The organism is Bradyrhizobium diazoefficiens (genome assembly GCF_016616885.1).
GTDB lineage: Bacteria > Pseudomonadota > Alphaproteobacteria > Rhizobiales > Xanthobacteraceae > Bradyrhizobium > Bradyrhizobium diazoefficiens_F.
Window position 1 is genome coordinate 1,044,179 of sequence record NZ_CP067102.1, and the last position, 22,120, is coordinate 1,066,298.

Genomic DNA, 22,120 nt, shown 5'->3' on the forward strand with positions numbered 1-22,120 from the left:
ACATGCGGCAAAGCAAGGCGTGAGCAGGGGATCATGAGCAACAAGATGTGGGGCGGCCGGTTCTCGGAACGTCCCGATGAGATCATGGAAGAGATCAACGTCTCCATCGACGTCGATCGTCACCTCTTTGCCCAGGACATTGCCGCGTCCAAGGCCCACGCCGCGATGCTTGCCAGCCAGGGCATCATCACGGCTTCTGATGCGAAAAATATCGGCAAGGGTCTAGACACGATTTTGTCAGAGATCGGGGACGGCGGCTTCGAATTCAAGCGCGCGCTCGAGGACATTCATATGAATGTCGAGAGCCGCCTGTCGGAGCTGATCGGGCCCGCCGCCGGCCGCCTGCACACCGCGCGCTCGCGCAACGACCAGGTCGCGACCGACTTCCGTCTCTATGTCCGCGACATCGTCGACGAGACCGATGCGGCGCTCAGCGCGTTCCAGCAGGCGTTGGTGGACCGCGCGCTCGAGCATGCCGGCACCGTCATGCCCGGCTTCACGCATCTGCAGACCGCGCAGCCCGTGACGTTCGGTCACCATCTGCTTGCCTATGTCGAGATGGCCGCGCGCGACCGCGGCCGTTTCCAGGATGCGCGCAAGCGGCTCAATGAATCCCCGCTCGGTGCGGCCGCGCTCGCCGGCACCTCGTTCCCGATCGACCGTCATGCCACCGCGAAGGCGCTGGCCTTCGACCGTCCGATGGCGAACTCGCTCGATGCGGTCTCCGACCGCGACTTCGTGCTGGAGACCTTGTCGGCCGCGTCTATCTGCGCCGTGCATATGTCGCGCTTTGCCGAGGAAATCGTGATCTGGACCTCGCCGCTGGTCGGCATGATCCGCCTCAGCGACAAGTTCACCACCGGCTCGTCAATCATGCCGCAAAAGCGCAACCCTGATGCCGCCGAGCTGGTGCGCGCCAAGACCGGTCGCGTCATCGGTGCGCTCAACGGCCTCCTGATCGTGATGAAGGGCCTGCCGCTCGCCTACCAAAAGGACATGCAGGAGGACAAGCAGGGCGCAATGGAGGGCTTTGCCGCGCTGTCGCTGGCGATCCGCGCCATGACCGGCATGGTCCGCGATCTCGTGCCTGACGAAGCCAAGATGAAGGCGGCTGCCGGCGAGGGCTATGCCACCGCGACCGATCTCGCCGACTGGCTGGTACGGACGCTGAAGATGCCGTTCCGCGAGGCCCATCACGTCACCGGCAGGATCGTGGCCAAGGCCGCCGACGGCGGCGTGGCGTTGCACGAGTTGCCGCTCAAGGAGATGCAGGCGATCGAGCCCAAGATCACCAAGGACGTGCTTGGCGTGCTCTCGGTCGAATCGTCGGTGAAGAGCCGCACCAGCTTCGGCGGCACCGCGCCGAAGAACGTGACGTCGCAGGCCAAGGCCTGGGCGAAGCGGCTGGAAAAAGAGCGAAAATTGGGCTGAAGGCAAAATTTCGCTTATGTTTCATGGTCATCCGGCTCTCGCCAGAGCGCGCCAATCTCTGTATGGTGTGGCCCGCGTAGTGGGGATTTCGTCGTGACGTCAAAGTTTCGCCCGGCCGGCTCGGGGTGGGCCATCATTGTCTTGAGCCTGAGCGCGCTTGCGCTCGCCGGATGCGGCCGCAAGGGCCCGCTCGACTTGCCGCCGACTGCCTCCAACGCGTCCACGGCCAACATCGCCGCGCCGACCGACACTGAGACCGAAGCCCAGAAGACGCCGAGCGTGTTCAATCCGACCTATGGCGCGGATGCCCCACCGGCGGCGACCAAGGGCAGGAAGAAACCGTTTATCCTCGATCCGCTCCTGGACGAAAAGCCCAACCGATAGGCTGGGGCAACTGAGCCAATGCCATGAACCATTTCGACTATCGCAACGGCGTGCTGCACGCCGAGGCTGTGAATCTGTCCGAGCTGGCCGCAACCGTCGGCACGCCGTTCTATTGCTATTCGACCGCCACGCTTGAGCGGCATTACCGCGTCTTCGCCGATGCCTTTGCCGGCGAGAAGGTGCTGGTCTGCTACGCCATGAAGGCGAACTCCAACCAGTCGGTGCTGCGCACGCTGGCGAAGCTTGGTGCCGGCGCTGACGTCGTCTCGGGCGGCGAATTGAAGCGCGCGCTGGCCGCCGGCATTCCCGCCAGCAAGATCCTGTTCTCCGGTGTCGGCAAGACGGAAGACGAGCTGCGCGCTGCGCTCGCGGCCGACATCCTTTGTCTCAACGTCGAATCCGAGCCCGAGCTCGAATTGCTCTCGCGCCTTGCGACCGAGACGGGCAAGACCGCGCGGATCTCGATCCGCGTCAATCCGGACGTCGACGCCGGTACGCACGCAAAAATCTCCACCGGCAAGTCCGAGAACAAGTTCGGCATCCCGATCGCCCACGCCCGCGAGGTCTATGCGCGTGCCGCGAAGTTGCCGGGCATCGAGGTCACCGGCACCGATGTGCATATCGGCAGCCAGATCACCGACCTGTCCAAGATGGAGACCGCGTTCCGCATCCTCTCCGAATTCGTGCAGACGCTGCGGTCCGACGGCCACAACATCAGCCACGTCGATTTCGGCGGCGGCCTTGGCATCCCCTATTACATGGATCGCGAAGCGCCGCCGGCGCCGGACGCCTATGCCGCGATGGTCAAGCGCGTCAGCCACAATCTCGGCTGCACGCTGATGTTCGAGCCGGGCCGCATGATCGTCGGCAATGCCGGCATCCTGGTCGCCAAGGTGATCTATGTGAAGCACGGCGACGGCAAGAACTTCGTCATCATCGACGCCGCGATGAACGACCTGATCCGCCCGACGCTGTACGAGGCGCATCACGACATCCTGCCGGTGACGCAGCCGGCAAAGGGCGCGGCAACCATCATGACCGACGTCGTCGGTCCGGTCTGCGAGACCGGCGACTACCTCGCCCTCGATCGTACGCTGCCGACGCCGAAGCCGGGCGATCTCATCGCCGTCATGACCGCAGGCGCCTATGGCGCCGTGCAGGCCGGCACCTACAACACGCGGCCGCTGGTGCCGGAGGTGCTGGTGAAGGGCGATCAATACGCGGTCGTGCGCCCGCGCATCGAGGTCGAGCAGCTGATCGCGATGGATACGCCGGCGCCGTGGCTGTGAGGACGCCGGCGAGGTGAACCCGCCGGCGCTGCGGGTGCGTCACGGCCCGTATTTCGGAGCCGGTTTCTGGTTGAAATCGTTCTCGTCGGTGACGCAGGTGAAGTTCGCTGCGTTGTTGGTGTCGCCGCTGCCGTTGTGCTTCGCGACCCTGGGGAAGACGCAGAGCGGCCGGGTCATCTGAACCGCCGGCGGCGTATCGGCCACGAACTTCCTGGCGAGAATCGTCTCCGGCGCGACGCTCGACCCATTTGACCAGTGGTGATGACGGCTCGACAATCGGGCCGAGCGGCTACTCTCCCGCCAATCCGCCGGTCTTGCCGCCGACCACGACGCCGGCTTTCTTCTCGATCGGCCTGATCGCGGCGGTGAAATCGGACTCGGCGCCTTCCGCGCTGATCACCGTCTCCCACAGCCGTCCGACCGCATCCGCGACCTCCATCGACAGGCCGAGCTGTTTCATTTCCTCCAGCGCCAGCCGCACGTCCTTCACCATCAACCCGGTGGCGAAGCCGAAGTCGAAGCTGCGCGGCAGCACCGAGCGCGGAAACTTGTCGCGGCTCGCCGTGTTCATGCCTGAGCCTGAATTGATAACGTCGATCATCACGGCGGGATCGAGCCCGGCCTTCACGCCCATCACCACCGCTTCCGACGTCGCCACCATGGCGGTCGCGGAGAGAAAATTGTTGGCGAGCTTCATGGTCTGTGCAGCACCCGGCTTCTCGCCGATGAAGAACACCTTTCCGATCACGTCGAGCGCGGGCTTGAGCAGCTCGAATTCCGCCTTCGGCCCCGACACCATCACCGCCAGCGTGCCCTTCTCGGCGCCGCCGACGCCGCCGGACACCGGGCAGTCGATCTGCACGATGTTGCGCTTGGCCAGCAGGCCGTGAATCTTCGAAGCCATCGTCGAGCCGACGGTCGAGAGATCGATGAAGCGTTTTGCGCGGCTACCCTCGATCACGCCGTTCGCGCCCGTTGCGACCTCGAGCGAGGCCTGCAGCGACGGCAGGCTCGCCATCACGGTCTCGACCGTGTCGGCAACATCCTTCGGCGATGTCGCAGCGGTGGCGCCGCGCGCGACAAGCCTGTCGACGACCTCATTGCGGGTGTCGAACACGACGAGCTTGTGGCCGGCCTCGATCAGCCGCCGCGCCATCGGGAAACCCATGTTTCCGAGGCCGATGAATCCGATGTCCATGGTGTTTCCTTTGTTCTTCGTTGTTTGTTGATCGGCGGTGCCCCTCCCTCGATGTCGTCCTGGCGAAAGCCAGGAGCCATTACCCCAGGGAGGAGTCGCGATGCGACGTCATAACTCCGAGTCCCCATAACCACATCCGACGGTGGTTATGGTCCTGGCTTTCGCCAGGATGACGTTGGGGAGAGACGGTGCGTCCATCACCCCGAGTTCGACTTCACGCCTTGCCGTCGATCTCGGCGAACACCTCGCGCGCGATGCGAAAACTGTCGACGGCGGCCGGCATGCCGCCATAGATCGCGACCTGCATCAGGATTTCGCGGATTTCGTAGCGGGTGACGCCATTGGTGAGCGCGCCCTTCAGATGCGCGCGGAACTCGTGCTGGCGATTGAGGATCGCGATCATCGCGATGTTGAGCATGCTGCGGGTCTTGCGCGGCAGCTCCTCGCGGCCCCACACCGTGCCCCAGCAATATTCGTTGAGCATCTCCTGGAACGGACGGTTGAAATCGTCGACGTTCTTCAGCGCGTTGTTGACATAGGCTTCGCCCAGCACCGCTTTGCGGACTTCCAGGCCCTTGTCGTGCATCTTCTTGTCCATGGCGTTTCCTTTTACTTCCCTTGGATGGCGCCGCGGAAACTACGGGGTTGGGCCGGAGCAGTCACGTCCTCGTGTTATGCGGGAAAAGGGGGATGTCCCGTACGGGAACGGATGCCTCACTGCTGCCGTTGTGGTACGCTTCACTCCGCCGGGTAACTTGGAGAGTTGATTGAACGGCGTCACCCCCGACCCGTCAGACCCGATCCGCGACGGCGACGCTCTGTCGCGGCTGAAGCTGGCGCAGGCTCTTGAGCGGGCCACTTATGCCATCGCGTGGGAGCGTGCCTGGCCGGGGCTGGCGCGTGTCCTCACCGTTGTCGGCCTGTTTCTGGTGGTGTCCTGGGCCGGACTCTGGCTGGCGCTGCCCTTTGTCGTCCGCGCCATCGGTCTCGTCATTTTTGCAGGCCTTGCGGCTGCCGCCCTGTTCCCCCTGATTCGGTTTCGCTGGCCGAGCCGCGAAGAGGCGCTCGCCCGGCTCGATCGCGGTTCGGGCATCCGTCATCGCCCCGCCACGACGCTCACGGACACGCTGACCTCACAGGATCCGGTCGCGCAGGCGCTCTGGCAGGCGCAGCGCGAGCGCACGCTGGCCTCGCTCAAGCGCATCCGTGCCGGTTTGCCGCACCCGCGCCTCGCCATCCATGACCCCTGGGCGCTGCGTGCGCTGGTCATGGTGATGCTGGTCGCGACCTTCTTCGCCGCTGGCGACGAGCGCGGATTACGATTGGGCGCTGCCTTCGACTGGAACGGCGTGCTGGCGCCGACCAATGTCCGCGTCGACGCCTGGGTCACGCCGCCGCTCTACACCGGAAAGCCGCCGGTGATCCTGTCGGCCGCCAACAAGGAAGCCGCAGCGCTTCCGGCCTCCGGCCCGCTCGGCGTTCCCGCTGGCTCAACGCTGATCGTGCGCTCCTCCGGCGGCAGCCTGGATGTCGTGGTGTCCGGCGGTCTCAAGGAGGTCGCGCCGACTGAGGCCACGCCCAAGGGCACCAACGAGAAGCATTTCACCATCACCGGCGACGGCACCGCGCATGTCCGCGCGCCCTCGGGCCAGCCGCAATGGGCCTTCGCGGCGACACCGGACCATCCGCCGACGATCGCGCTTGCCAAGGATCCGGAGCGCCAGGCGCGCGGCGCGCTCCAGCTCGTCTACAAGATCGAGGACGATTACGGCGTCACCGGCGCCGAGGCACACGTCGCCCCGCGTTCCGCCGACGCGGGCAAGGACGGCGATAGCAAGACCGCGGCGCGGCCGCTGTTCCAGCCGCCGCAATTTCCGCTCGTGCTGCCGAATGCGCGCACCCGTAACGGCGTCGGCCAGACGGTGAAGGATCTCAGCGAGGATCCCTATGCCGGCGCCGATGTCACGCTGACGCTCACTGCCAAGGACGAGGCCGGCAACGAGGCGAAGAGCGAGCCGTTCAACATGCGGCTGCCCGAGCGTCTGTTCACCAAGCCACTCGCACGCGCGCTGATCGAGCAGCGTCGCATCCTCGCGCTCGACGCCAACAAGAATTCCGACGTCTACACCGCGCTCGACGCGCTGATGATCGCGCCTGAGCTGTTCACGCAGGAGGCCGGGCAATATCTCGGCCTCTACAGTGTCGCGCGCCAGCTCGAGGCCGCGCGCACGGATGATTCACTGCGCGAGGTCGTGGCGAGCCTGTGGGCGCTCGCGGTGACGATCGAGGACGGCAACATCTCCGACGTCGAGAAGGCACTGCGCGCGGCGCAGGACGCGCTCAAGCAGGCGCTGGAGCGCGGCGCCAGCGACGAGGAGATCAAGAAGCTCACGCAGGATCTGCGGGCGGCGCTCGACAATTTCATGCGCCAGCTCGCCGAGCAGTTCCGCAACAACAAGGACGCCCAGCAGCTCGCGCGTCCGCTTGATCCGAACACCAAGATCCTGCGCCAGCAGGACCTCCAGAACATGATCGACCGCATGGAGCGCCTGTCGCGCTCGGGCGACAAGGACGCGGCCAAGCAGTTGCTCGACCAGCTCCAGCAGATGCTGGAGGGCCTTCAGATGGCGCAGCCGGGACAATCCGGCGAGAGCGACATGGAGCAGGCGCTCAACGAGCTCGGCGACATGATCCGCAAGCAGCAGCAATTGCGCGACAAGACCTACAAGCAGGGCCAGGACTCCCGGCGTGATCGCATGCGCGGCAAGCAGCAGCAGGGCGACCAGTCGATGTCGGACCTGCAGCAGGACCAGCAGGCGTTGCGCGACCGCTTGAAGAAGCTCCAGGATGAAATGGCCAAGCGCGGCCTCTCGCAGAAGGGCCAGAAAGGCCAGCAGGGACAGAAGGGCCAGCAGGGTCAGCAAGGCGACCAGGGCCAGCCCGGCCAGGATGGCGATCAGGACGCCGACCAGGGTGATGATGACGGCGGGCTCGATTCCGCCGACAACGCCATGGGCGATGCGGGTTCAAAACTCGGCGACGGCAATGCCGACGGCGCGGTGGATTCCCAGGGCAAGGCGCTGGATGCGATGCGCAAGGGCGCGCAGAAGATGGCCGAGGCGATGCAGCAGGGCGACGGCGACGGTCAGGGCGACGGTCCCGGCAATCGCGTCGGCCGCCAGCAGAGCGGCGGCAACCAGACCGACCCGCTCGGCCGTCCGCTGCACGGCCGCGAATTCGGCGACGATTACACGGTCAAGATTCCCGGCGAGATCGACGTGCAACGGGTCCGCCGCATCCTCGAAGAACTCCGTCGCCGCCTCGGCGACCCCTCGCGCCCGCAGATCGAGCTCGATTATATCGAGCGGCTGCTGAAGGATTTTTGAGGCAAAGTCACCACAAGCTCGCTGTCATCGCCCGCGAAGGCGGGCGATCCCAGTATTCCAGAGACATCAGTGATTGAAGCGTGAGGCCCCCCGGCGTACTGGGCCCCGGTCAAGCCGGGGCATGACAGCGGAATACGTGGCAGGGGCCGTTACCCCTTCTTCGCCGCCAGCGCATCCGCCACCGCCGTGCGGATATCCGCGACCGAGAACGGTTTTGTCACGACGTCATGCACCAGCGCATTGAGATTCGAGGCGCGCTCGCGCTGATCGGCAAAGCCGGTCATCAGCAAAATGGTCAGCTGGGGAAAGTCACGCGCGGCGGAGAGCGCGAGTGCGATGCCGTCCATCACAGGCATCTGGATGTCGGTGAGCAACAGATCGAACGCACCGTCCTCGCGGGTCAGGATCTCCAGCGCCTCGGCGCCGTCCTGTGCGGTGACGATCTCGTGGCCGTCCATGGCGACGGCGCGCGCCACCAGCTGGCGCATTGAATCCTCGTCATCGGCGATCAACACTTTTGGCATGGGACGAACCTTCCCGTGCGGGACCCTACAGGCTGATTACACGCTGCCGCCGGCGATGTCGCGCCGGTTGAAGAAGCGAACGTCGATATTGCGGCCTTCCGGCGGCGGTGAGGCCAGGCGCGAGCGGAAGAAGGCGCGCTCGCCGGGTTGCAGCACGGTCTGCTCCAGCAACGAATTCCAGGCGTAGATCTCGGCGCCTTGCGCGTCGCGCACGGCAAAGCGCAGGCGCGGGATATCGAGCGGCTTCTTGCCCTGGCCGACGATCACGCCCTCGATCACCAGCACCTCCTTACCGTCGACGGTTTCGCTCGAGAGCTTGACGTCCTTGAAGGCGAGCCCGCGCAGGTTCACCTCTAAGCCGACCATCTTGTAGAAGGCCGCCGTCTGCGGCAGGAGGCGGACCATGTCGCCGCGCCAGACCACCAGCGCCAACACCAGCGCGCCCATGGCGGCGCAGACGGTCGGCAGGCCGAAATGGGATTTCCGCCGAACCACGGCAGGGGCCGGGTGGCTCACCTTTGCCCCGCGGCGGCTGAACAGGCCGCTGAACCAGGACTGGTGCTGGGCGCCGACGATCTCCTCCTCGGCGGCGCGGGCCGCCGCCGACCACTCGTCCTCGGGCTCGACGGCGTCCTCGGTCGGCCAGTCGCTGGCAATCGAGGGGCTTTCGACCACCGGGGTGTCGGCAGCCGCGTCGTCCCTGGCGTAGGAGTTCCATTGCTCGGCGAGGTCGGACTGGTCGTCGGCCTGGCTGGCCGCGGCCATGGCCGGCACGGCCGCCTCCCCGATGGCATCGTCGGGATGCGCCATCCAGGTCTCCTTGCAGCGGGAGCAGCGGACCGTCCGCCCGTTGGCCCCAAGGCTCGCAAGCTTGATGGCGTAGGATGTCGTACAATGGGGGCAGACGATATGCATGGGCGGCCTCGACGATGACCTTGTCGCGCTGAACCGGGCGCCAAAGGGACTTCTAAGGATGTTGCCGGGGATGCTACAGCGCGACCGTTAACGAACCGGAAACCATAACGGTCGCACAACCCCTTGATCGCATGCGGCGAAACCTCGCTAGCGTGCGCTCTACGTCCCCTCTCGAACGGAGCTGAGCTTGGTTCGGTTCGAAAATGTCGGATTGCGTTACGGTCTGGGGCCGGAGATCCTGCGCGACCTCAGCTTCCAGATCCCGGCGCACTCTTTCCAGTTCCTCACCGGCCCGTCCGGCGCCGGTAAGACGTCGCTGCTGCGCCTGTTGTTCCTGTCGCACCGGCCGACGCGCGGCCTCGTCAATCTGTTCGGTCACGACGTCTCCCAGCTCGGCAAGGACGAGATCGCTGATCTGCGCAAGCGCATCGGCATCGTGCTCCAGGATTTCCGCCTGCTCGATCACATGACGACTTACGAGAACGTGGCGCTGCCGTTCCGCGTCATGGGCCGCAGCGAATCGAGCTATCGCAAGGAGGTGATCGACCTCCTGCGCTGGGTCGGGCTCGGCGATCGCATGGATGCGCTGCCGCCGATCCTGTCCGGCGGCGAGAAGCAGCGCGCGGCGATCGCGCGCGCGGTGATCTCGCGGCCGCAACTGCTGCTCGCGGACGAGCCGACCGGCAGCGTCGATCCGACGCTCGGGCGCCGACTGCTGCGTCTCTTCATCGAGCTCAACAAGTCAGGCACGGCCGTCATTATCGCGACCCACGACATTGCACTGATGGACCAGTACGAAGCGCGCCGCTTCGTGCTGCATCAGGGCCGGCTGCACGTCTATGAATAAGACCGACGAGCGCGGCGTGTTGGTCGATCTCGGGCAGGAACGTCCGCAGCTTCCGGCCAGGGCGCGCAACATGTCGCCGATCGTGCCGCGCGCCTCGATCCATGGCCGCGCGCTGGTCGCTGTCGTCGCCATCATGACCTTCCTCGCCTCGATGACGACGGGCACGGTGCTGCTGGTCAGCGCCTCCGCCGCGGAATGGCAGTCCGATGTCGCGAGCGAGATCACCATCCAGGTCCGCCCGCAATCCGGCCGCGACATCGAGCGCGATTCCGCTGCCGTCACCGAGGCGATGCGCGCACAAGCCGGCATCGTCGAAGTCAAGCCGTTCACCAAGGAGGAGAGCGGCAAGCTGCTCGAGCCCTGGCTCGGCACCGGACTCTCGATGGACGATTTGCCGGTGCCGCGCATGATCATCGCGCGCGTGCAGCCGGGCACCGCGCTCGATCTCGGCGCCTTGCGCGCCCGCGTGACGCAAGTGGCGCCAAGCGCCAGCGTCGACGATCACCGCGCCTGGATCGAACGGATGCGCTCGATGACCAATGCCACCGTGCTCGCCGGCATCGGCATCCTCGCACTCGTCATCGTCGCAACCATCATCTCGGTTTCGTTCGCGACCCGCGGCGCGATGGCGGCGAACCGCCCGATCGTCGAGGTCCTTCATTTCGTCGGTGCCGGCGACCGCTACATCGCCAATCATTTCCTGCGGCATTTCCTCAGGCTCGGCCTCGAAGGCGGCGTCATCGGCGGCGGCGTCGCCATGCTGCTGTTCGGCTTCTCCGAGTCGATCGCCGGCTGGTTCTCCGGCACCCCGGTCGGCGACCAGTTCGCGGCCCTGCTCGGCACCTTCTCGCTGCGGCCGTCCGGCTATGTGGTGCTCGCAGTGCAGGCCGTCCTGATCGGCGCGATCACCGCGGTCGCCTCGCGACAGACGCTGTTCGCGACATTGAACGACGTCGATTAAGCCCGCTAAACCGGACTCCACATCGCCTCAAAACGTCTTAAAATAATCCGGGGAAGGGATCACCGACATCGCATGACCTCGCCGACCGACGATCAAACGCCGAACTTGCCGCGCGGCTGGCTGCGCGCGACCGTGGTGTCGACGGTCGCGTTCGTTTTCGTCGGCGCGGCGGCCGGCTTCGTGGCGTTCCTGTCGCAATTGCGCGGCGCGGAGATCGCGCCGGACCGCAAGGCGGACGGCATCGTGGTCCTGACCGGCGGCTCATCTCGGGTGCCGGATGCGATGGAGCTGCTGGCGGCCGGCTACGGCAGGCGTCTGCTGATCTCGGGCGTGCACCCGACGTCGACGGCGAGCGACATCTCCCGGACGCTGCCGGAGAACCAGTCCTTCATGACCTGCTGCGTCGATCTCGACCGCACCGCGCTCACGACCCGCGGCAACGCAGCCGAGGCGCGGCGCTGGGCCGAGGGACGCGGCTTCAAATCGTTGATCGTGGTCACATCGAACTATCACATGCCGCGCGCGCTGGTGGAATTCTCGCATGCGATGCCGGAGACGACGCTGGTCCCGTTCGCCGTGGTCGGCGACAAATGGCGCGAGGAGCCGTGGTGGACCTCGGCCTCGACGCTGCGGCTGCTCCTGTCCGAATATGTCAAGTACATCGCCGCCGAGCTCAGGGTGCGGCTGGAGGATTTCGGGATTGACCTTTCGCCCGAAGTGTCGGAGCAGCCAGCAGGTCTGCAATCCAGGCGGCCTGCCACCGCGCAGGCCAATTGATCGGATTTTCGATGTTCCTGATTTTCCTGCGCTCGCTGCTGTTCAACGTGCTGTTCTATGCCGTGCTGGTCTGCCTCGCGATCGTAGCGCTGCCGACCTTCGCCTTGCCGCCGCGCGCCATGCTGACGATTGCCAAATGGTGGGCAAAGGCGACGATGGTCCTGATGCGGGTGATCTGCAACATCAAGGTGGAATTCCGCGGCGTCGAGAAAATCCCGACGGGACCATTGGTGATCGCCGCAAAGCACCAGTCGTTCTGGGAGACGTTCGTGCTGCCGGGTTTCTTCGATCACCCGATCTTCATCCTCAAGCGCCAGCTGATGCAGATCCCGGTGTTTGGTCAGTTCCTGGTCAAGACCGGCATGATCGCGATCGACCGCAAGGCCGGCGTCAAGGCGCTGCTGGACATGACGCGGCGCGCGCGCGAGGCGGTGCGCGCGGGTGGCCAGCTCGTCATCTTTCCGGAAGGCACGCGCCGCGCGCCGGGGGCGCCGCCGGCTTACAAGACCGGCTTTGCGCAGATCTATTCATCCTGCGGCGTGCAGTGCCTGCCGATCGCGCTCAATTCCGGCCTGTTCTGGCCGCGCCGAACTTTCATGCGCTATCCCGGCACGCTGGTGGTGGAGTTCCTCGATCCGCTGCCGCCGGGCCTGCCCAAGGATGAGTTTCTCTCCCGCGTGCAGACTGCGATCGAAGATGCGACCGGCCGCCTCGTCGAAGCGGGCCGCAAGCAGCAGGAGCAGTTGATCGGCAGCGCGCCGAGCTACGCTCCCTCGGAGAGCTAGCGGTTCTCTCGATCTTCTGCGGGAGCGGGCGCGTGCAGCGAATGCGCGTCGCCATGCAGCATCGTCACGAGTTGATGCAATTGCGTGTCGCGAAAGCCTTCGGCCTCGATCGCCTTCACGGTCGCCGTCACATAGTCGCGGTTGGCGCCGGACTGGCCGTGACCCTGCAGCACATGGCGGTGCTGGTCGGCGAGCGAGAGCCGGCCGGCATATTGCACATGGCCGCGGTCGACGACATAGGCGAGCGCGGAGACGCGCTCACGCGCTTCGTTCTCCAGCCACACCGAGCGCATCACCTCGCGATAGACCGACGTCACCTGCTCGCGCGCCCGCAAATAGGCGACCACGTCGGCCCGGTCCTTTTCAGCGACGCGGAAGGCGATGCCGCGGCAGGCGCCGCCGCGGTCGAGCCCAAGCACCAGGCCCGGCTGCTCCGGCGTGCCGCGATGCACGAAGGAATAGACACACAGCGCGCGGTGCTCGCCGACCAGCCGCGCCGGCACGCGCTCCTCGAATTCGAAGCCAGGCCGCCACATCAGCGATCCGTAGCCGAACACCCAGAGGTCGCCCTTGGCTGATGTGACGGAGGGGAGGGTGATTTCCGACATTTCGGGCACGGCTACCAGAACCGTGCCCCCAAGCGAAGCGAATTCTCTGCCTTTCGTCGGGGGCCAGCCTCGCTTACATTTGACAAAATCCGGGGTCAAAGGGTCGCCGCATGTCCAATATGACCATTGCCGCAGGCCGGCGCTCCCGTTGGGGGCTCTTCATTGCTCCCGTCCTCCTCCTGATCCTTGCGGCCGCCTGGAGCGGCTTCTGGTTCTATGCGGCCTCGCAGGCCGAGGTCGCAGCCGATGCCTGGCGCGCGCAGGAGGCCAAATCCGGCCGCATCTACGACTGCGCCAAGCGCTCGATCGCGGGCTTCCCGTTCCGCTTCGAGGTTCAGTGCTCCGGCGCCAGCGTCGCCCTGGTGTCGCAGAATGCGAGCAAGACGCCGTTCACGGCCAAGCTCGACAACATTCTGGTTCTGGCGCAGGTCTATGACCCCAAGCACGTCATCGCCGAGTTTTCCGCGCCGGCAACGCTGACCGATGGCGTCACGCAAAACACCTTCGTGGTGAACTGGAGCAAGGGCCAAAGCAGCGTGATCGGCTTGCCGGCTATCCCGGAACGCGCCTCCATCGTGTTCGACGATCCGAGCCTCAACAGGCTCGATGGCTCGGTGCAGGTGCCGCTCGCGCGCGCCAAGCAGATTGAGCTGCATGGGCGCATCGCGGACGGATCGCCGGCTGACCACCCCGTCATCGAGACCGTGCTCCAGGTCGCGCAGGGTTCGATCCAGGGCGTGCACCCGCTGCTCGCCGAGCCTTTCGAAGCCGACACGCGCGCGAAGATTACCGGGCTCTCCGATCTCACCCCAAAACCCTGGCCGCAGCGCTTCCGCGAGATCCAGGCCGCCGGCGGTCACATCGAGATCGTGCAGTCGCGGATCCAGCAGGGCGACATGATCGCGGTCGCGGCCGGCACGCTGGGCCTCTCGGCCAATGGCCGACTGGATGGCGAATTGCAGATGACCGTGGCCGGTCTCGAACGCGTCATCCCGGCGCTCGGCATCGAGAAGATGCTGGAAGAGGGCGTGCCGCAGGCAACGCTCGATCGCGTCGCGCCCGGCGTGAAGTCAAAGGACCTCAACAATCTCTTTGGCGCGCTCGACCGCGCCGTTCCCGGCCTCGGCAAGGTCATCAAGCAGAACGCCAACGCCGGCGTTGCCGCCGGCATCAACTCGATCGGCACCGAGAGCACGCTCGAGGGCAAGAAGGCCCGCAGCTTCCCGCTGAAATTCGTCGACGGCGCCGTGCTGCTCGGCCCGGTCACGGTCGGCCAGATTCCGCCGCTGTACTGATCGGCGGTCACGGCGCCTTCGCGCCAACGTGATGACGAGGCGACTTCGCATCGGGAATGCGGAGCCGCGATCTCCGCTCTCTCTCCATGTCGGCTGCACGATGAAGCGGGCCGCCCAGGCAGGAGAGAAGACCGTGACGACGTCCAAGCTGTTCGTTGCCGCCATCGCCATCTCGACTGCACTCGCGACGCCTGCGTTCGCGCAGTGGGAGTCGCATGAGCCGGCCGCCTACCAAGCCCAGTAGGCGCAGCAATCGCGCATGCGGATCGGCGAAGCGACGAAAATATTCCGAACATGATCGTCAGGAAAAACGTGATGCAGAAGATGCGCCTCGCCGAGAATAGCAGCCGGCCCATTCGCATCACTCCACACCAGGGAAGCATGCACGCGCCGGGGGCGCAACCAAGTGCACCTGCTTCCCAAGTGGAGGGAGGCTTACGTGCGGATCATCAACTACGGACTGATGCTGGGACTACTCGCTGCCTGTTCGGGACAGGCGCGTGCCGACGACAATGTCGCAACCGAAATCCAGGCGCTGAAGACCAAGCTGAAGGAGCTGCAGCAGAGGGTCGATTCGGAGGCGCGTAAGACGCGCCAGGTCGAAGCGGTGCAGGCCAAGGTCATGCCGATGCCCGGGACCTACAAGGCGCTGCCCGTCGAGGCATGTGCGGGCGGCAAGGTCTGCTACAAGGGGGTGACGCTGACATTCGGTGGCTGGGTCGATCTCACCGGCATCTACCGCTCGCGCAACATCGCCTCCGACACCGGCTCGGTCTACAACTTCATCCCCTATCAGCAGAGCCACAATTTCTACTTCCCGGAGGCGCGCTTCTCCGCGCGCCAGAGCCGGTTCTCGGTCCTGGCCGAAGGCAACGCCGATCCCGATACGCATCTTGCCGGCTACGGCGAAATCGATTTCGAGGGCGCGGCGCAGACGGCGAGCTCGGTTGCCACCAACTCGTTTAATCCGCGGATGCGGCAGCTCAGTCTCGAACTCGACCGGGCCGATCTCGGCCTTCACTTCCTCGCCGGCCAATCCTGGTCGCTGAACGCGCCGACCAAGACGGGCATCGATCCGCGCGGCGTCGATGCGCCCGGCGTCATCGACTTCGAATCCGTTCCGGGATTCTTGGCGGCACGGCAGCCTGGTTTGCGCGTCTGGAAGGATCTCGGGCCCGAGTTCAAGCTCGCCGCGTCGGTCGAAAATCCGCAGACCGCGTTCTTCGGCGGCAACACGCCGACGGTCGGCACGCCGGCGGTGGGCCCGCAGGGCGTGCTCAACCCTAACCTTCAGGTCAATCTGACCGGGCCGGGCGGCAGCTTCTTCAACAACCTCAACAATGTCAGCTTGAATCAGGTGCCTGACGTCACCGTCAAGGCGGCGTGGGATCCGCGGCTCGGACCTTACAAGCTGCATGTCGAAGCCTGGGCGCTCTATCGCCAGCTGTTCGACCGCTTCAATGGCACCAACCACACCTACGACACCGGCAGCTTTGGCGGCCACGTGTTCGCGGAGCTGATTCCGAAGACCCTCGACCTCCAGCTCTACGGCGCGCATGGCGTGCTCGGCCGCTTCACGGCGACGCCGTTCCCCGATGCGGCGGTGGCGCAGGACGGCACGGTGCTGCCGCTGACGATCACGGCGGCCGCGGTCGGCCTGATCTGGCACGCGACGCCGAGCCTCGACGTCTACAGCTACGCCGGCCTCGAAAAAGCCAAGGCCAATTTCGCCAATGTCGGGACCACGCCGTTCGGTTACGGCAATCCGCTCTACAACAACACCGGCTGCTTCACCGAGAACACGCCGGCCGCGACCTGCAACGGGAACACCAGGGAAGTCCGGCAGGTCACCGCAGGCATCTACGACACCATCTACCAGGGCAATTACGGCACGCTCAAAGCCGGCGTGCAGTATTCCTACACGCAGCGGTTCGCCTTCGCCGGTGTCGGCGGCGCGCCCAAGACTGACGACAACATCGTCATGACGCAGATCCGATACTATCCGTTCTAATCTCCAGAGGACGGCAATTGTCCGACGGTCTTCTGATCCTTCGGCTCGCACACGTCGTCGCCCGGCTTGGCCTGGCGATGACGGGTGCGGTCGGCGCCACCTTCGTCGCCGCACTGCTGATGCGGGTCGAGCTGCCCTGGTTCGACACCGTCGAATTCACTGTCCTGCTGATTGTGCTCGGAATGATCGGCGCCTATCTCGGGATCGACATCCCGCGCTGGCCGCAGCTTCAGGCGGGGCCGGCGCACCGATCGCTCGCGATCGGTCTCGCCAGCGCGACCGGCACGTTCCTCGCCGCCGGAGCGGGCCTGCTCGCGCTCTATGCGTTCGTGCTCGACGAGACGTCCGATCCCGCCGGCAATCTTCTGTTCGGCGCCACCTGGATGCTGGGCGTGTGCATGCAGATCGGCGCCGGTCTTGCCGGCCGGCGCCGTATCGCGCGGGTCAAGGACCGCGGTTAGTCGGGTTTCTTGTCGAGCTGGCCGTGCTGGCGGCCGAAGTCTGCAGCCGCCGAATCCTGGCCGATCTCGACGATGCCGCGGCGGATGGCACGGGTGCGGGTGAAGTGATCGAACAGCGCCTCGCCGTCGCCCCGACGGATCGCGCGGGTGAGTTTTGCGAGATCCTCGGTGAAAGTGCCGAGCATCTCCAGCACGGCGTCCTTGTTGGCGAGGAACACGTCGCGCCACATCGTCGGATCGGAGGCCGCGATGCGGGTGAAGTCGCGGAAACCGCCGGCGGAGAATTTGATGACCTCCGATTCCGTCACCTGCTGCAGCTCGTCGGCGGTGCCGACGATGGTGTAGGCGATCAGATGTGGCAGATGGCTGGTGATCGCGAGCACGAGATCATGGTGATCCGGCGTCATCACCTCGACCTTGGCGCCCATCGCCGCCCAGAAGGCGCGCAAATGCGCGGTGGCCGCGGCGTCGGTGCCTTCCGGCGGCGTCAAAATGCACCAGCGGTTGATGAAGAGCTCGGCGAAGCCGGAATCCGGCCCCGAGTGCTCGGTGCCCGCGACCGGGTGCGCCGGCACGAAATGAACGGTCTTTGGCAGATGCGGCGCCATGTCCTTGACCACCGCGCCCTTGACCGAGCCGACGTCGGAAATGATCGCACCGGGCTTGAGAAAGCCAGCAATCTCCTGCGCCACCGGCCCGCAGGCGCCGACGGGAATGCAGAGGATGACGAGATCGGCATCCTTCACCGCTTCCGCATTGGTCGCCACGACCTGGTCGACGATGCCGAGCTCCATCACCCGCGCGCGCGTCTTCTCCGAGCGCGCGGTGGTGACGATCTCGGAAGCCAAGCCCTGAAGCTTCGCGGCGCGGGCGATCGAGCCGCCGATCAGACCGAATCCGATCAGCGCGACACGCTGGAAGTGCGGGTCCACGCTCATCTGCCGGCCATGAAGTCGCGCAAGGCCCCGACGACGAGGCGGTTGGCCTCCTCAGTGCCGATGGTCATGCGTAGCGCATGATGCAGGCCGTAATTCTTCAACGCGCGCAGCACGAGGCCGCGCTTGGTGAGATAAGCGTCGGCCGCGTCCGAAGTCTTGCCTTCTTGCGGGAAATGGATCAGCACGAAATTGGCGACGCCCGGGGTCACCTTCAGCCCGAGCTTGGTGATCTCCTCGGTGAGCCAGTTGCGCCAGGTCTCGGTGAACTGCTTCGACATCGCCTGGTGCGCGGTGTCCTCGATCGCAGCGACCGCGGCATACATCGCCGGCGTCGACACGTTGAAGGGACCGCGGATGCGGTTGACCGCGTCGATGATGTGCTCGGGACCGAACATCCAGCCGATGCGCAGGGCGGCAAGGCCGTGGATCTTGGAGAAAGTGTGCGTCACCACCGTATTGTCGGTGGTGGCGACGAGCTCGATCCCCATTTCGTAATCGTTGCGCGAGACATAGTCGCAATAGGCGGCGTCCAGCACCAGCAGCACGTGCGAGGGCAGGCCGGCGCGCAGGCGCTTGACCTCGTCGAACGGGATATAGGTGCCGGTCGGATTATTGGGGTTGGCGAGCCAGACCAGCTTTGTCTTCGGCGTCACCGCCTTGAGGATGGCGTCGACGTCGCAGGTCAGGTTCTTCTCGGCCGCAATCACATTCTTGGCGCCGACCGCCATGGTCGCGATCGGGTAGACCAGGAAGCCATGCGTGGTCGAGATCGCCTCGTCGCCATGGCTGAGATAGGTGTGGGCGAGCAGGTTGAGGATCTCGTCCGAGCCGGCGCCGCAGATGATGCGGTTCGGATCGAGCCCGAACGAACGGCCGATCGCCTCGCGCAGCACGCGCGAGGTTCCCTCCGGATAGTCTTCCAGATGGTCCGCCACGTTCTTGAAGGCCTCGATCGCCTTGGGCGAGGGTCCGAACGGCGTCTCGTTGGCCGAGAGCTTGAACACCTTGCGGCCCGGCTCCGCGACCGGACTCTTGCCGGGCGTGTAGGGCGCAATATCGAGAATGCCGGGATTCGGCACGGGGCGGGACATCTTCAACTCCGGAAAGGCTAGGTCAGTTCGCGATTTACGATTTCGACCCGGTCGGGGGCACCGTATAGCGCGTTGCGTGGCTGCCGACGAGGGCCGTGGAGCGCACCGAGGCCCCCGCGTCGATCAGGGCAGCCTTGATCTTGTCGATGCTGGTGGCGCTCGTGACCGAGATCAGCAGCGCCGCGCCGTCAAATGCGGTATCGGGCACCGCCACGATCTCGGCGAGCGGCGACAGCGCCCGCGCGACCTCGGCGTTCCACCCGGACACGCGCACGCTGAAGGTCTCGACCTCCGTCACCACGGCGCTGTCGGCGACGCGCGAGATCGCGAACACCGGCAGTGCGGCCGGATGGTCGGCACGCTCGACGAACGGCATCCGCGCGATGATCTTCGGCGCGCCGTCCGCTTCCAGCTCCAGCCACCATGGCGTGCGGCTCGAGGTCGCCGAGACCAGCGCCAGATCGCCCTTGGATTTCGCCACCGCTTCGACCGCGGCCTGCGCGCTGAAATGCGCAACGTAAGGCACCGTGAAGCCGAAATGGAAGCGCACGGAATCGCGCATCGCCGGCTCGCTCACCGAGATGTCGGCATGCACCGAGAACGGCGCCTGGACATAGGTGAAGGTCGAGATGATGACGCGCCAGATGCTCTCGACCGTGTCGAGCGGCAGGATGCCGCGATGGCGTTGCACGATGTCACGCATCATGGAGGCTTCGCGCGCCGGGCGGAACGCTGAGCCGACCTCCTGGGTCTGCTTCACCTGGATCAGGCGGTCGATGATGTCGCCGCGCTGCATCAACAGGCGATGCATGCCCTCGTCGATCGCGTCGATCTCCTTGCGCAATTCCTGGAGCGATGGTGGCGCGGGCGGACGTTGGGACATATCTGACAAGACTGTTGAGAGGCATTCCAATGCGGATCGGGCAACGAGACTGGTAAGGCCGGATCAGCTGCGGTCACTGTCCTGATTAGGCAGTCAGGGCGGCGAAAGCAAAGAGAAATGACGACCTGCCAGGCTGCCCATAGAGAGACAATTTTGGCTAATCCGGACCACGACTTGACGAAAAGCGCCCAAGCCGGTAGGTTTTTGTCCGTTCCGTGGTCATTTGAGCCGGCCGGCTTGCAGCCACGTTAAAAAACTCGCTAAACAGGCCGGGGACGCTTTCGATCCCGGCCGAACCTATCGTTCAGGCCGGGTTTTTTATGGCCTGATGTCAGTCGCGATCTGAAGTCCGATCGCAAACGAGGTCGATGGTCAGAGATGGTTGGCGTCAAGTCTGTCCCCAGTCCCGCGATCAGTGCCGACGATCGGTCCCATGAGGTCGATCATCCGAGTTCGGAGGTCGCGAAGTTCGGCGCCGACCAGCCGCTGCGGCTCGACTGCGGCATCGATCTCACCCCGTTCCAGATCGCCTACAAGACCTATGGCGAGCTCAACGCCGATCGCTCCAACGCTATTCTGATTTGCCATGCGTTGACGCTCGATCAGCACGTCGCCAATGTGCATCCGCTGACCGGTAAGCCGGGTTGGTGGGAAATCATGGTTGGCCCCGGCCGCCCGCTCGATACCGACAAGTACTTCATCATCTGCTCGAACGTGATCGGCGGCTGTATGGGTTCGACCGGCCCGGCCTCGACCAATCCGGCGACCGGCAAGGTCTGGGGGCTGGATTTCCCGGTCATTACCATCCCCGACATGGTGCGGGCGCAGGCCATGCTGCTCGACCGCCTCGGCATCGACACGCTGCTCTGTGTTGTCGGGGGCTCGATGGGCGGCATGCAGGTGTTGCAATGGACCGCGGCCTATCCGGAACGCGTGTTCTCCGCGCTCCCGACCGCGTGCAGCACGCGCCACTCGGCACAGAATATCGCCTTCCACGAACTCGGCCGGCAGGCGGTCATGGCCGATCCGGATTGGCACGGCGGTCGCTATGTCGATCAAGGGACGCAACCGCATCGCGGCCTTGCGGTGGCGCGGATGGCCGGGCATATCACCTATCTCTCGGACGCCGCGCTGCATCGCAAATTTGGCCGCCGCATGCAGGACCGCGAGCTGCCGACCTTCTCGTTCGACGCCGACTTCCAGGTCGAGTCCTATCTGCGCTACCAGGGCTCGTCCTTCGTCGAGCGCTTCGACGCTAACAGCTATCTTTATCTGACCCGCGCGATGGACTACTTCGATCTCGCCGCCGACCACGGCGGCGTGCTGGCAAAGGCGTTCGCCGGAGTCCAGACGCGCTTCTGCGTGGTCTCCTTCACCAGCGACTGGCTGTTCCCGACTTCGGAATCGCGCGCGCTGGTGCACGCGCTGAACGCGTCGAGCGCGCGGGTGTCGTTCGCCGAGATCGAGACCGATCGTGGCCACGATGCGTTCCTGCTCGACGTGCCCGAATTCTTCGACATCTCCCGTGCCTTCCTGCAATCGGCAGGCAAGGCGCGCGGGCTCACCGGCAAGAATGACTGACAAGGACAGCTAGCGATGTCTGTACAGGAAGTGCTGCCGCTGAACGGCCTTGCCTCTGAACAGTCCGGCCCATTTCGCGCCGACCATCTGCTGGTCGCCGAGATGGTCAAGCCGGGCTCGAAAGTGCTCGACGTCGGTTGCGGTGAGGGCGATCTGCTTCAGCTCTTGGAGACCCGCGGCATCGACGGCCGCGGCATCGAGCTGTCACGCGAGGGCGTCAACCGCTGCGTGGCAAAGGGCCTCGCGGTGGTGCAGGGCGATGCCGACACCGATCTCGTGAATTATCCGGACGATGCTTTCGACTACGTGATCCTGTCGCAGACGCTGCAGGCAACGCGTCAGCCCAAGGTCGTGCTGGAGAATCTCCTGCGCATTGGCCGCCGCGCCATCGTGTCGTTCCCCAATTTCGGCTTCTGGCGGATGCGCCTGCAGCTCCTGGTCGGCGGCCATATGCCGCGCACGGAGAATCTGCCGGCGAGCTGGTATGACACTGCCAACATCCATTTCTGCACCATCAAGGATTTCGTCGAGCTCTGCGACGAAATCCACGTCAAGATGGAGCGCGCCGAGGCGCTCGACCTCTACGGCCGCCCGCTGCGGCTGCGATTGCCATGGTGGGTGTGGAATCTGTTCGGCGAGCAGGGCGTGTTTCTGCTGAGCCGCGGGCAGGGGAAGTGACGCCGTGGGCGTCATTCCGGGGCGATGCAAAGCATCGAACTATGGTGCGCTCTTGCGCACCTGAGAATCTCGAGGTT

General features: G+C 65.3%; 22 protein-coding genes and 1 riboswitch. Of the genes, 13 read left to right on the forward strand and 9 right to left on the reverse strand.

The annotated features are described in order from the left end of the window. Window positions 1-33 precede the first annotated feature (33 nt). From argH to lysA, 3 genes are all read left to right on the forward strand, one after another. Window positions 34-1,431, forward strand: coding sequence for an argininosuccinate lyase (argH, locus tag JJC00_RS04870; RefSeq protein ID WP_200471607.1), 1,398 nt, complete (start codon window positions 34-36; stop codon window positions 1,429-1,431). A 93-nt stretch (window positions 1,432-1,524) separates the two neighbouring features. Next, a complete protein-coding gene (lptM, locus tag JJC00_RS04875; RefSeq protein ID WP_200471608.1) occupies window positions 1,525-1,815 on the forward strand; it encodes an LPS translocon maturation chaperone LptM in 291 nt (96 codons plus the stop codon). Between the two features lie 23 nt (window positions 1,816-1,838). Then, entirely contained in the window at window positions 1,839-3,104 is a 1,266-nt protein-coding gene (lysA, locus tag JJC00_RS04880; protein ID WP_200471609.1) for a diaminopimelate decarboxylase, read from the forward strand. Window positions 3,105-3,143: 39 nt separating this feature from the next. Here the strand turns inward: lysA and JJC00_RS04885 are convergent, their stop codons facing one another. The 3 genes from JJC00_RS04885 to JJC00_RS04895 all read right to left on the reverse strand — a co-directional run bounded on the left by JJC00_RS04885 (window position 3,144) and on the right by JJC00_RS04895 (window position 4,900). Beyond that, window positions 3,144-3,308 (reverse strand): hypothetical protein, encoded by a 165-nt coding sequence (locus JJC00_RS04885; RefSeq protein WP_210347355.1) that lies wholly within the window; start codon window positions 3,306-3,308, stop codon window positions 3,144-3,146. Window positions 3,309-3,393: 85 nt separating this feature from the next. Next, complete coding sequence (locus JJC00_RS04890; RefSeq protein WP_200471611.1) at window positions 3,394-4,302, reverse strand: NAD(P)-dependent oxidoreductase; 909 nt, start codon at window positions 4,300-4,302, stop codon at window positions 3,394-3,396. A 214-nt stretch (window positions 4,303-4,516) separates the two neighbouring features. Beyond that, window positions 4,517-4,900, reverse strand: coding sequence for a carboxymuconolactone decarboxylase family protein (locus tag JJC00_RS04895; RefSeq protein WP_200471612.1), 384 nt, complete (start codon window positions 4,898-4,900; stop codon window positions 4,517-4,519). Between the two features lie 169 nt (window positions 4,901-5,069). On the opposite strand from JJC00_RS04895, the gene JJC00_RS04900 reads away from it, so the two are divergent. Continuing rightward, a complete protein-coding gene (locus JJC00_RS04900; protein ID WP_200471613.1) occupies window positions 5,070-7,688 on the forward strand; it encodes a TIGR02302 family protein in 2,619 nt (872 codons plus the stop codon). Window positions 7,689-7,837: 149 nt separating this feature from the next. On the opposite strand, the gene JJC00_RS04905 is transcribed toward JJC00_RS04900, so the two are convergent. Next, window positions 7,838-8,212 carry a response regulator gene (locus JJC00_RS04905; protein WP_200471614.1) on the reverse strand — a complete coding sequence of 125 codons (375 nt, stop codon included), beginning with the start codon at window positions 8,210-8,212 and terminating at the stop codon, window positions 7,838-7,840. A gap of 36 nt (window positions 8,213-8,248) precedes the next feature. Further along, entirely contained in the window at window positions 8,249-9,127 is an 879-nt protein-coding gene (locus tag JJC00_RS04910; RefSeq protein ID WP_200471615.1) for an MJ0042-type zinc finger domain-containing protein, read from the reverse strand. A gap of 187 nt (window positions 9,128-9,314) precedes the next feature. On the opposite strand from JJC00_RS04910, the gene ftsE reads away from it, so the two are divergent. The 4 genes from ftsE to JJC00_RS04930 all read left to right on the forward strand — a co-directional run bounded on the left by ftsE (window position 9,315) and on the right by JJC00_RS04930 (window position 12,497). Further along, a complete protein-coding gene (gene ftsE, locus JJC00_RS04915) occupies window positions 9,315-9,974 on the forward strand; it encodes a cell division ATP-binding protein FtsE (protein ID WP_092288863.1) in 660 nt (219 codons plus the stop codon). Then, window positions 9,967-10,935 carry a cell division protein FtsX gene (locus JJC00_RS04920; RefSeq protein ID WP_200471616.1) on the forward strand — a complete coding sequence of 323 codons (969 nt, stop codon included), beginning with the start codon at window positions 9,967-9,969 and terminating at the stop codon, window positions 10,933-10,935. Before ftsE ends, JJC00_RS04920 begins: the two co-directional genes overlap by 8 nt. A gap of 72 nt (window positions 10,936-11,007) precedes the next feature. Continuing rightward, entirely contained in the window at window positions 11,008-11,712 is a 705-nt protein-coding gene (locus JJC00_RS04925) for a YdcF family protein (protein ID WP_200471617.1), read from the forward strand. Window positions 11,713-11,723: 11 nt separating this feature from the next. Beyond that, window positions 11,724-12,497, forward strand: a complete 774-nt coding sequence (locus JJC00_RS04930) for a lysophospholipid acyltransferase family protein (RefSeq protein WP_200471618.1) — start codon at window positions 11,724-11,726, stop codon at window positions 12,495-12,497. On the opposite strand, the gene JJC00_RS04935 is transcribed toward JJC00_RS04930, so the two are convergent. Continuing rightward, entirely contained in the window at window positions 12,494-13,105 is a 612-nt protein-coding gene (locus tag JJC00_RS04935) for a gamma-glutamylcyclotransferase (protein WP_200471619.1), read from the reverse strand. The two genes, JJC00_RS04930 and JJC00_RS04935, sit on opposite strands and share 4 nt — an antisense overlap. A gap of 110 nt (window positions 13,106-13,215) precedes the next feature. Between JJC00_RS04935 and JJC00_RS04940 the strand changes: the two genes are divergently transcribed. From JJC00_RS04940 to JJC00_RS04950, 3 genes are all read left to right on the forward strand, one after another. Next, the gene (locus tag JJC00_RS04940; RefSeq protein WP_200471620.1) at window positions 13,216-14,400 is read left to right on the forward strand and encodes a DUF2125 domain-containing protein; all 1,185 of its coding nucleotides are present in this window, start codon (window positions 13,216-13,218) and stop codon (window positions 14,398-14,400) included. 439 nt (window positions 14,401-14,839) lie between these two features. Beyond that, window positions 14,840-16,411, forward strand: coding sequence for a hypothetical protein (locus JJC00_RS04945; protein ID WP_200471621.1), 1,572 nt, complete (start codon window positions 14,840-14,842; stop codon window positions 16,409-16,411). 17 nt (window positions 16,412-16,428) lie between these two features. After that, the gene (locus tag JJC00_RS04950; protein ID WP_200471622.1) at window positions 16,429-16,872 is read left to right on the forward strand and encodes a hypothetical protein; all 444 of its coding nucleotides are present in this window, start codon (window positions 16,429-16,431) and stop codon (window positions 16,870-16,872) included. Here the strand turns inward: JJC00_RS04950 and JJC00_RS04955 are convergent. From JJC00_RS04955 to JJC00_RS04965, 3 genes are read right to left on the reverse strand one after another with little or no spacing between them, the layout of a single operon-like run. Next, window positions 16,869-17,810 carry a prephenate/arogenate dehydrogenase family protein gene (locus JJC00_RS04955; protein WP_200471623.1) on the reverse strand — a complete coding sequence of 314 codons (942 nt, stop codon included), beginning with the start codon at window positions 17,808-17,810 and terminating at the stop codon, window positions 16,869-16,871. The genes JJC00_RS04950 and JJC00_RS04955 overlap by 4 nt on opposite strands. After that, window positions 17,807-18,901 (reverse strand): histidinol-phosphate transaminase, encoded by a 1,095-nt coding sequence (hisC, locus tag JJC00_RS04960; protein WP_200471624.1) that lies wholly within the window; start codon window positions 18,899-18,901, stop codon window positions 17,807-17,809. The genes JJC00_RS04955 and hisC overlap by 4 nt, the downstream gene beginning before the upstream one ends. Window positions 18,902-18,935: 34 nt before the next feature. Further along, a complete protein-coding gene (locus JJC00_RS04965; RefSeq protein ID WP_200471625.1) occupies window positions 18,936-19,784 on the reverse strand; it encodes a chorismate mutase in 849 nt (282 codons plus the stop codon). 205 nt (window positions 19,785-19,989) lie between these two features. Next, window positions 19,990-20,069, forward strand: a riboswitch (SAM riboswitch). 93 nt (window positions 20,070-20,162) lie between these two features. Between JJC00_RS04965 and metX the strand changes: the two genes are divergently transcribed. Both metX and metW read left to right on the forward strand, forming a co-directional pair. Next, window positions 20,163-21,365, forward strand: coding sequence for a homoserine O-acetyltransferase MetX (gene metX, locus JJC00_RS04970; RefSeq protein ID WP_200471626.1), 1,203 nt, complete (start codon window positions 20,163-20,165; stop codon window positions 21,363-21,365). 15 nt (window positions 21,366-21,380) lie between these two features. Then, complete coding sequence (gene metW, locus JJC00_RS04975; protein ID WP_200471627.1) at window positions 21,381-22,043, forward strand: methionine biosynthesis protein MetW; 663 nt, start codon at window positions 21,381-21,383, stop codon at window positions 22,041-22,043. The last annotated feature ends 77 nt before the right edge of the window (window positions 22,044-22,120 follow it).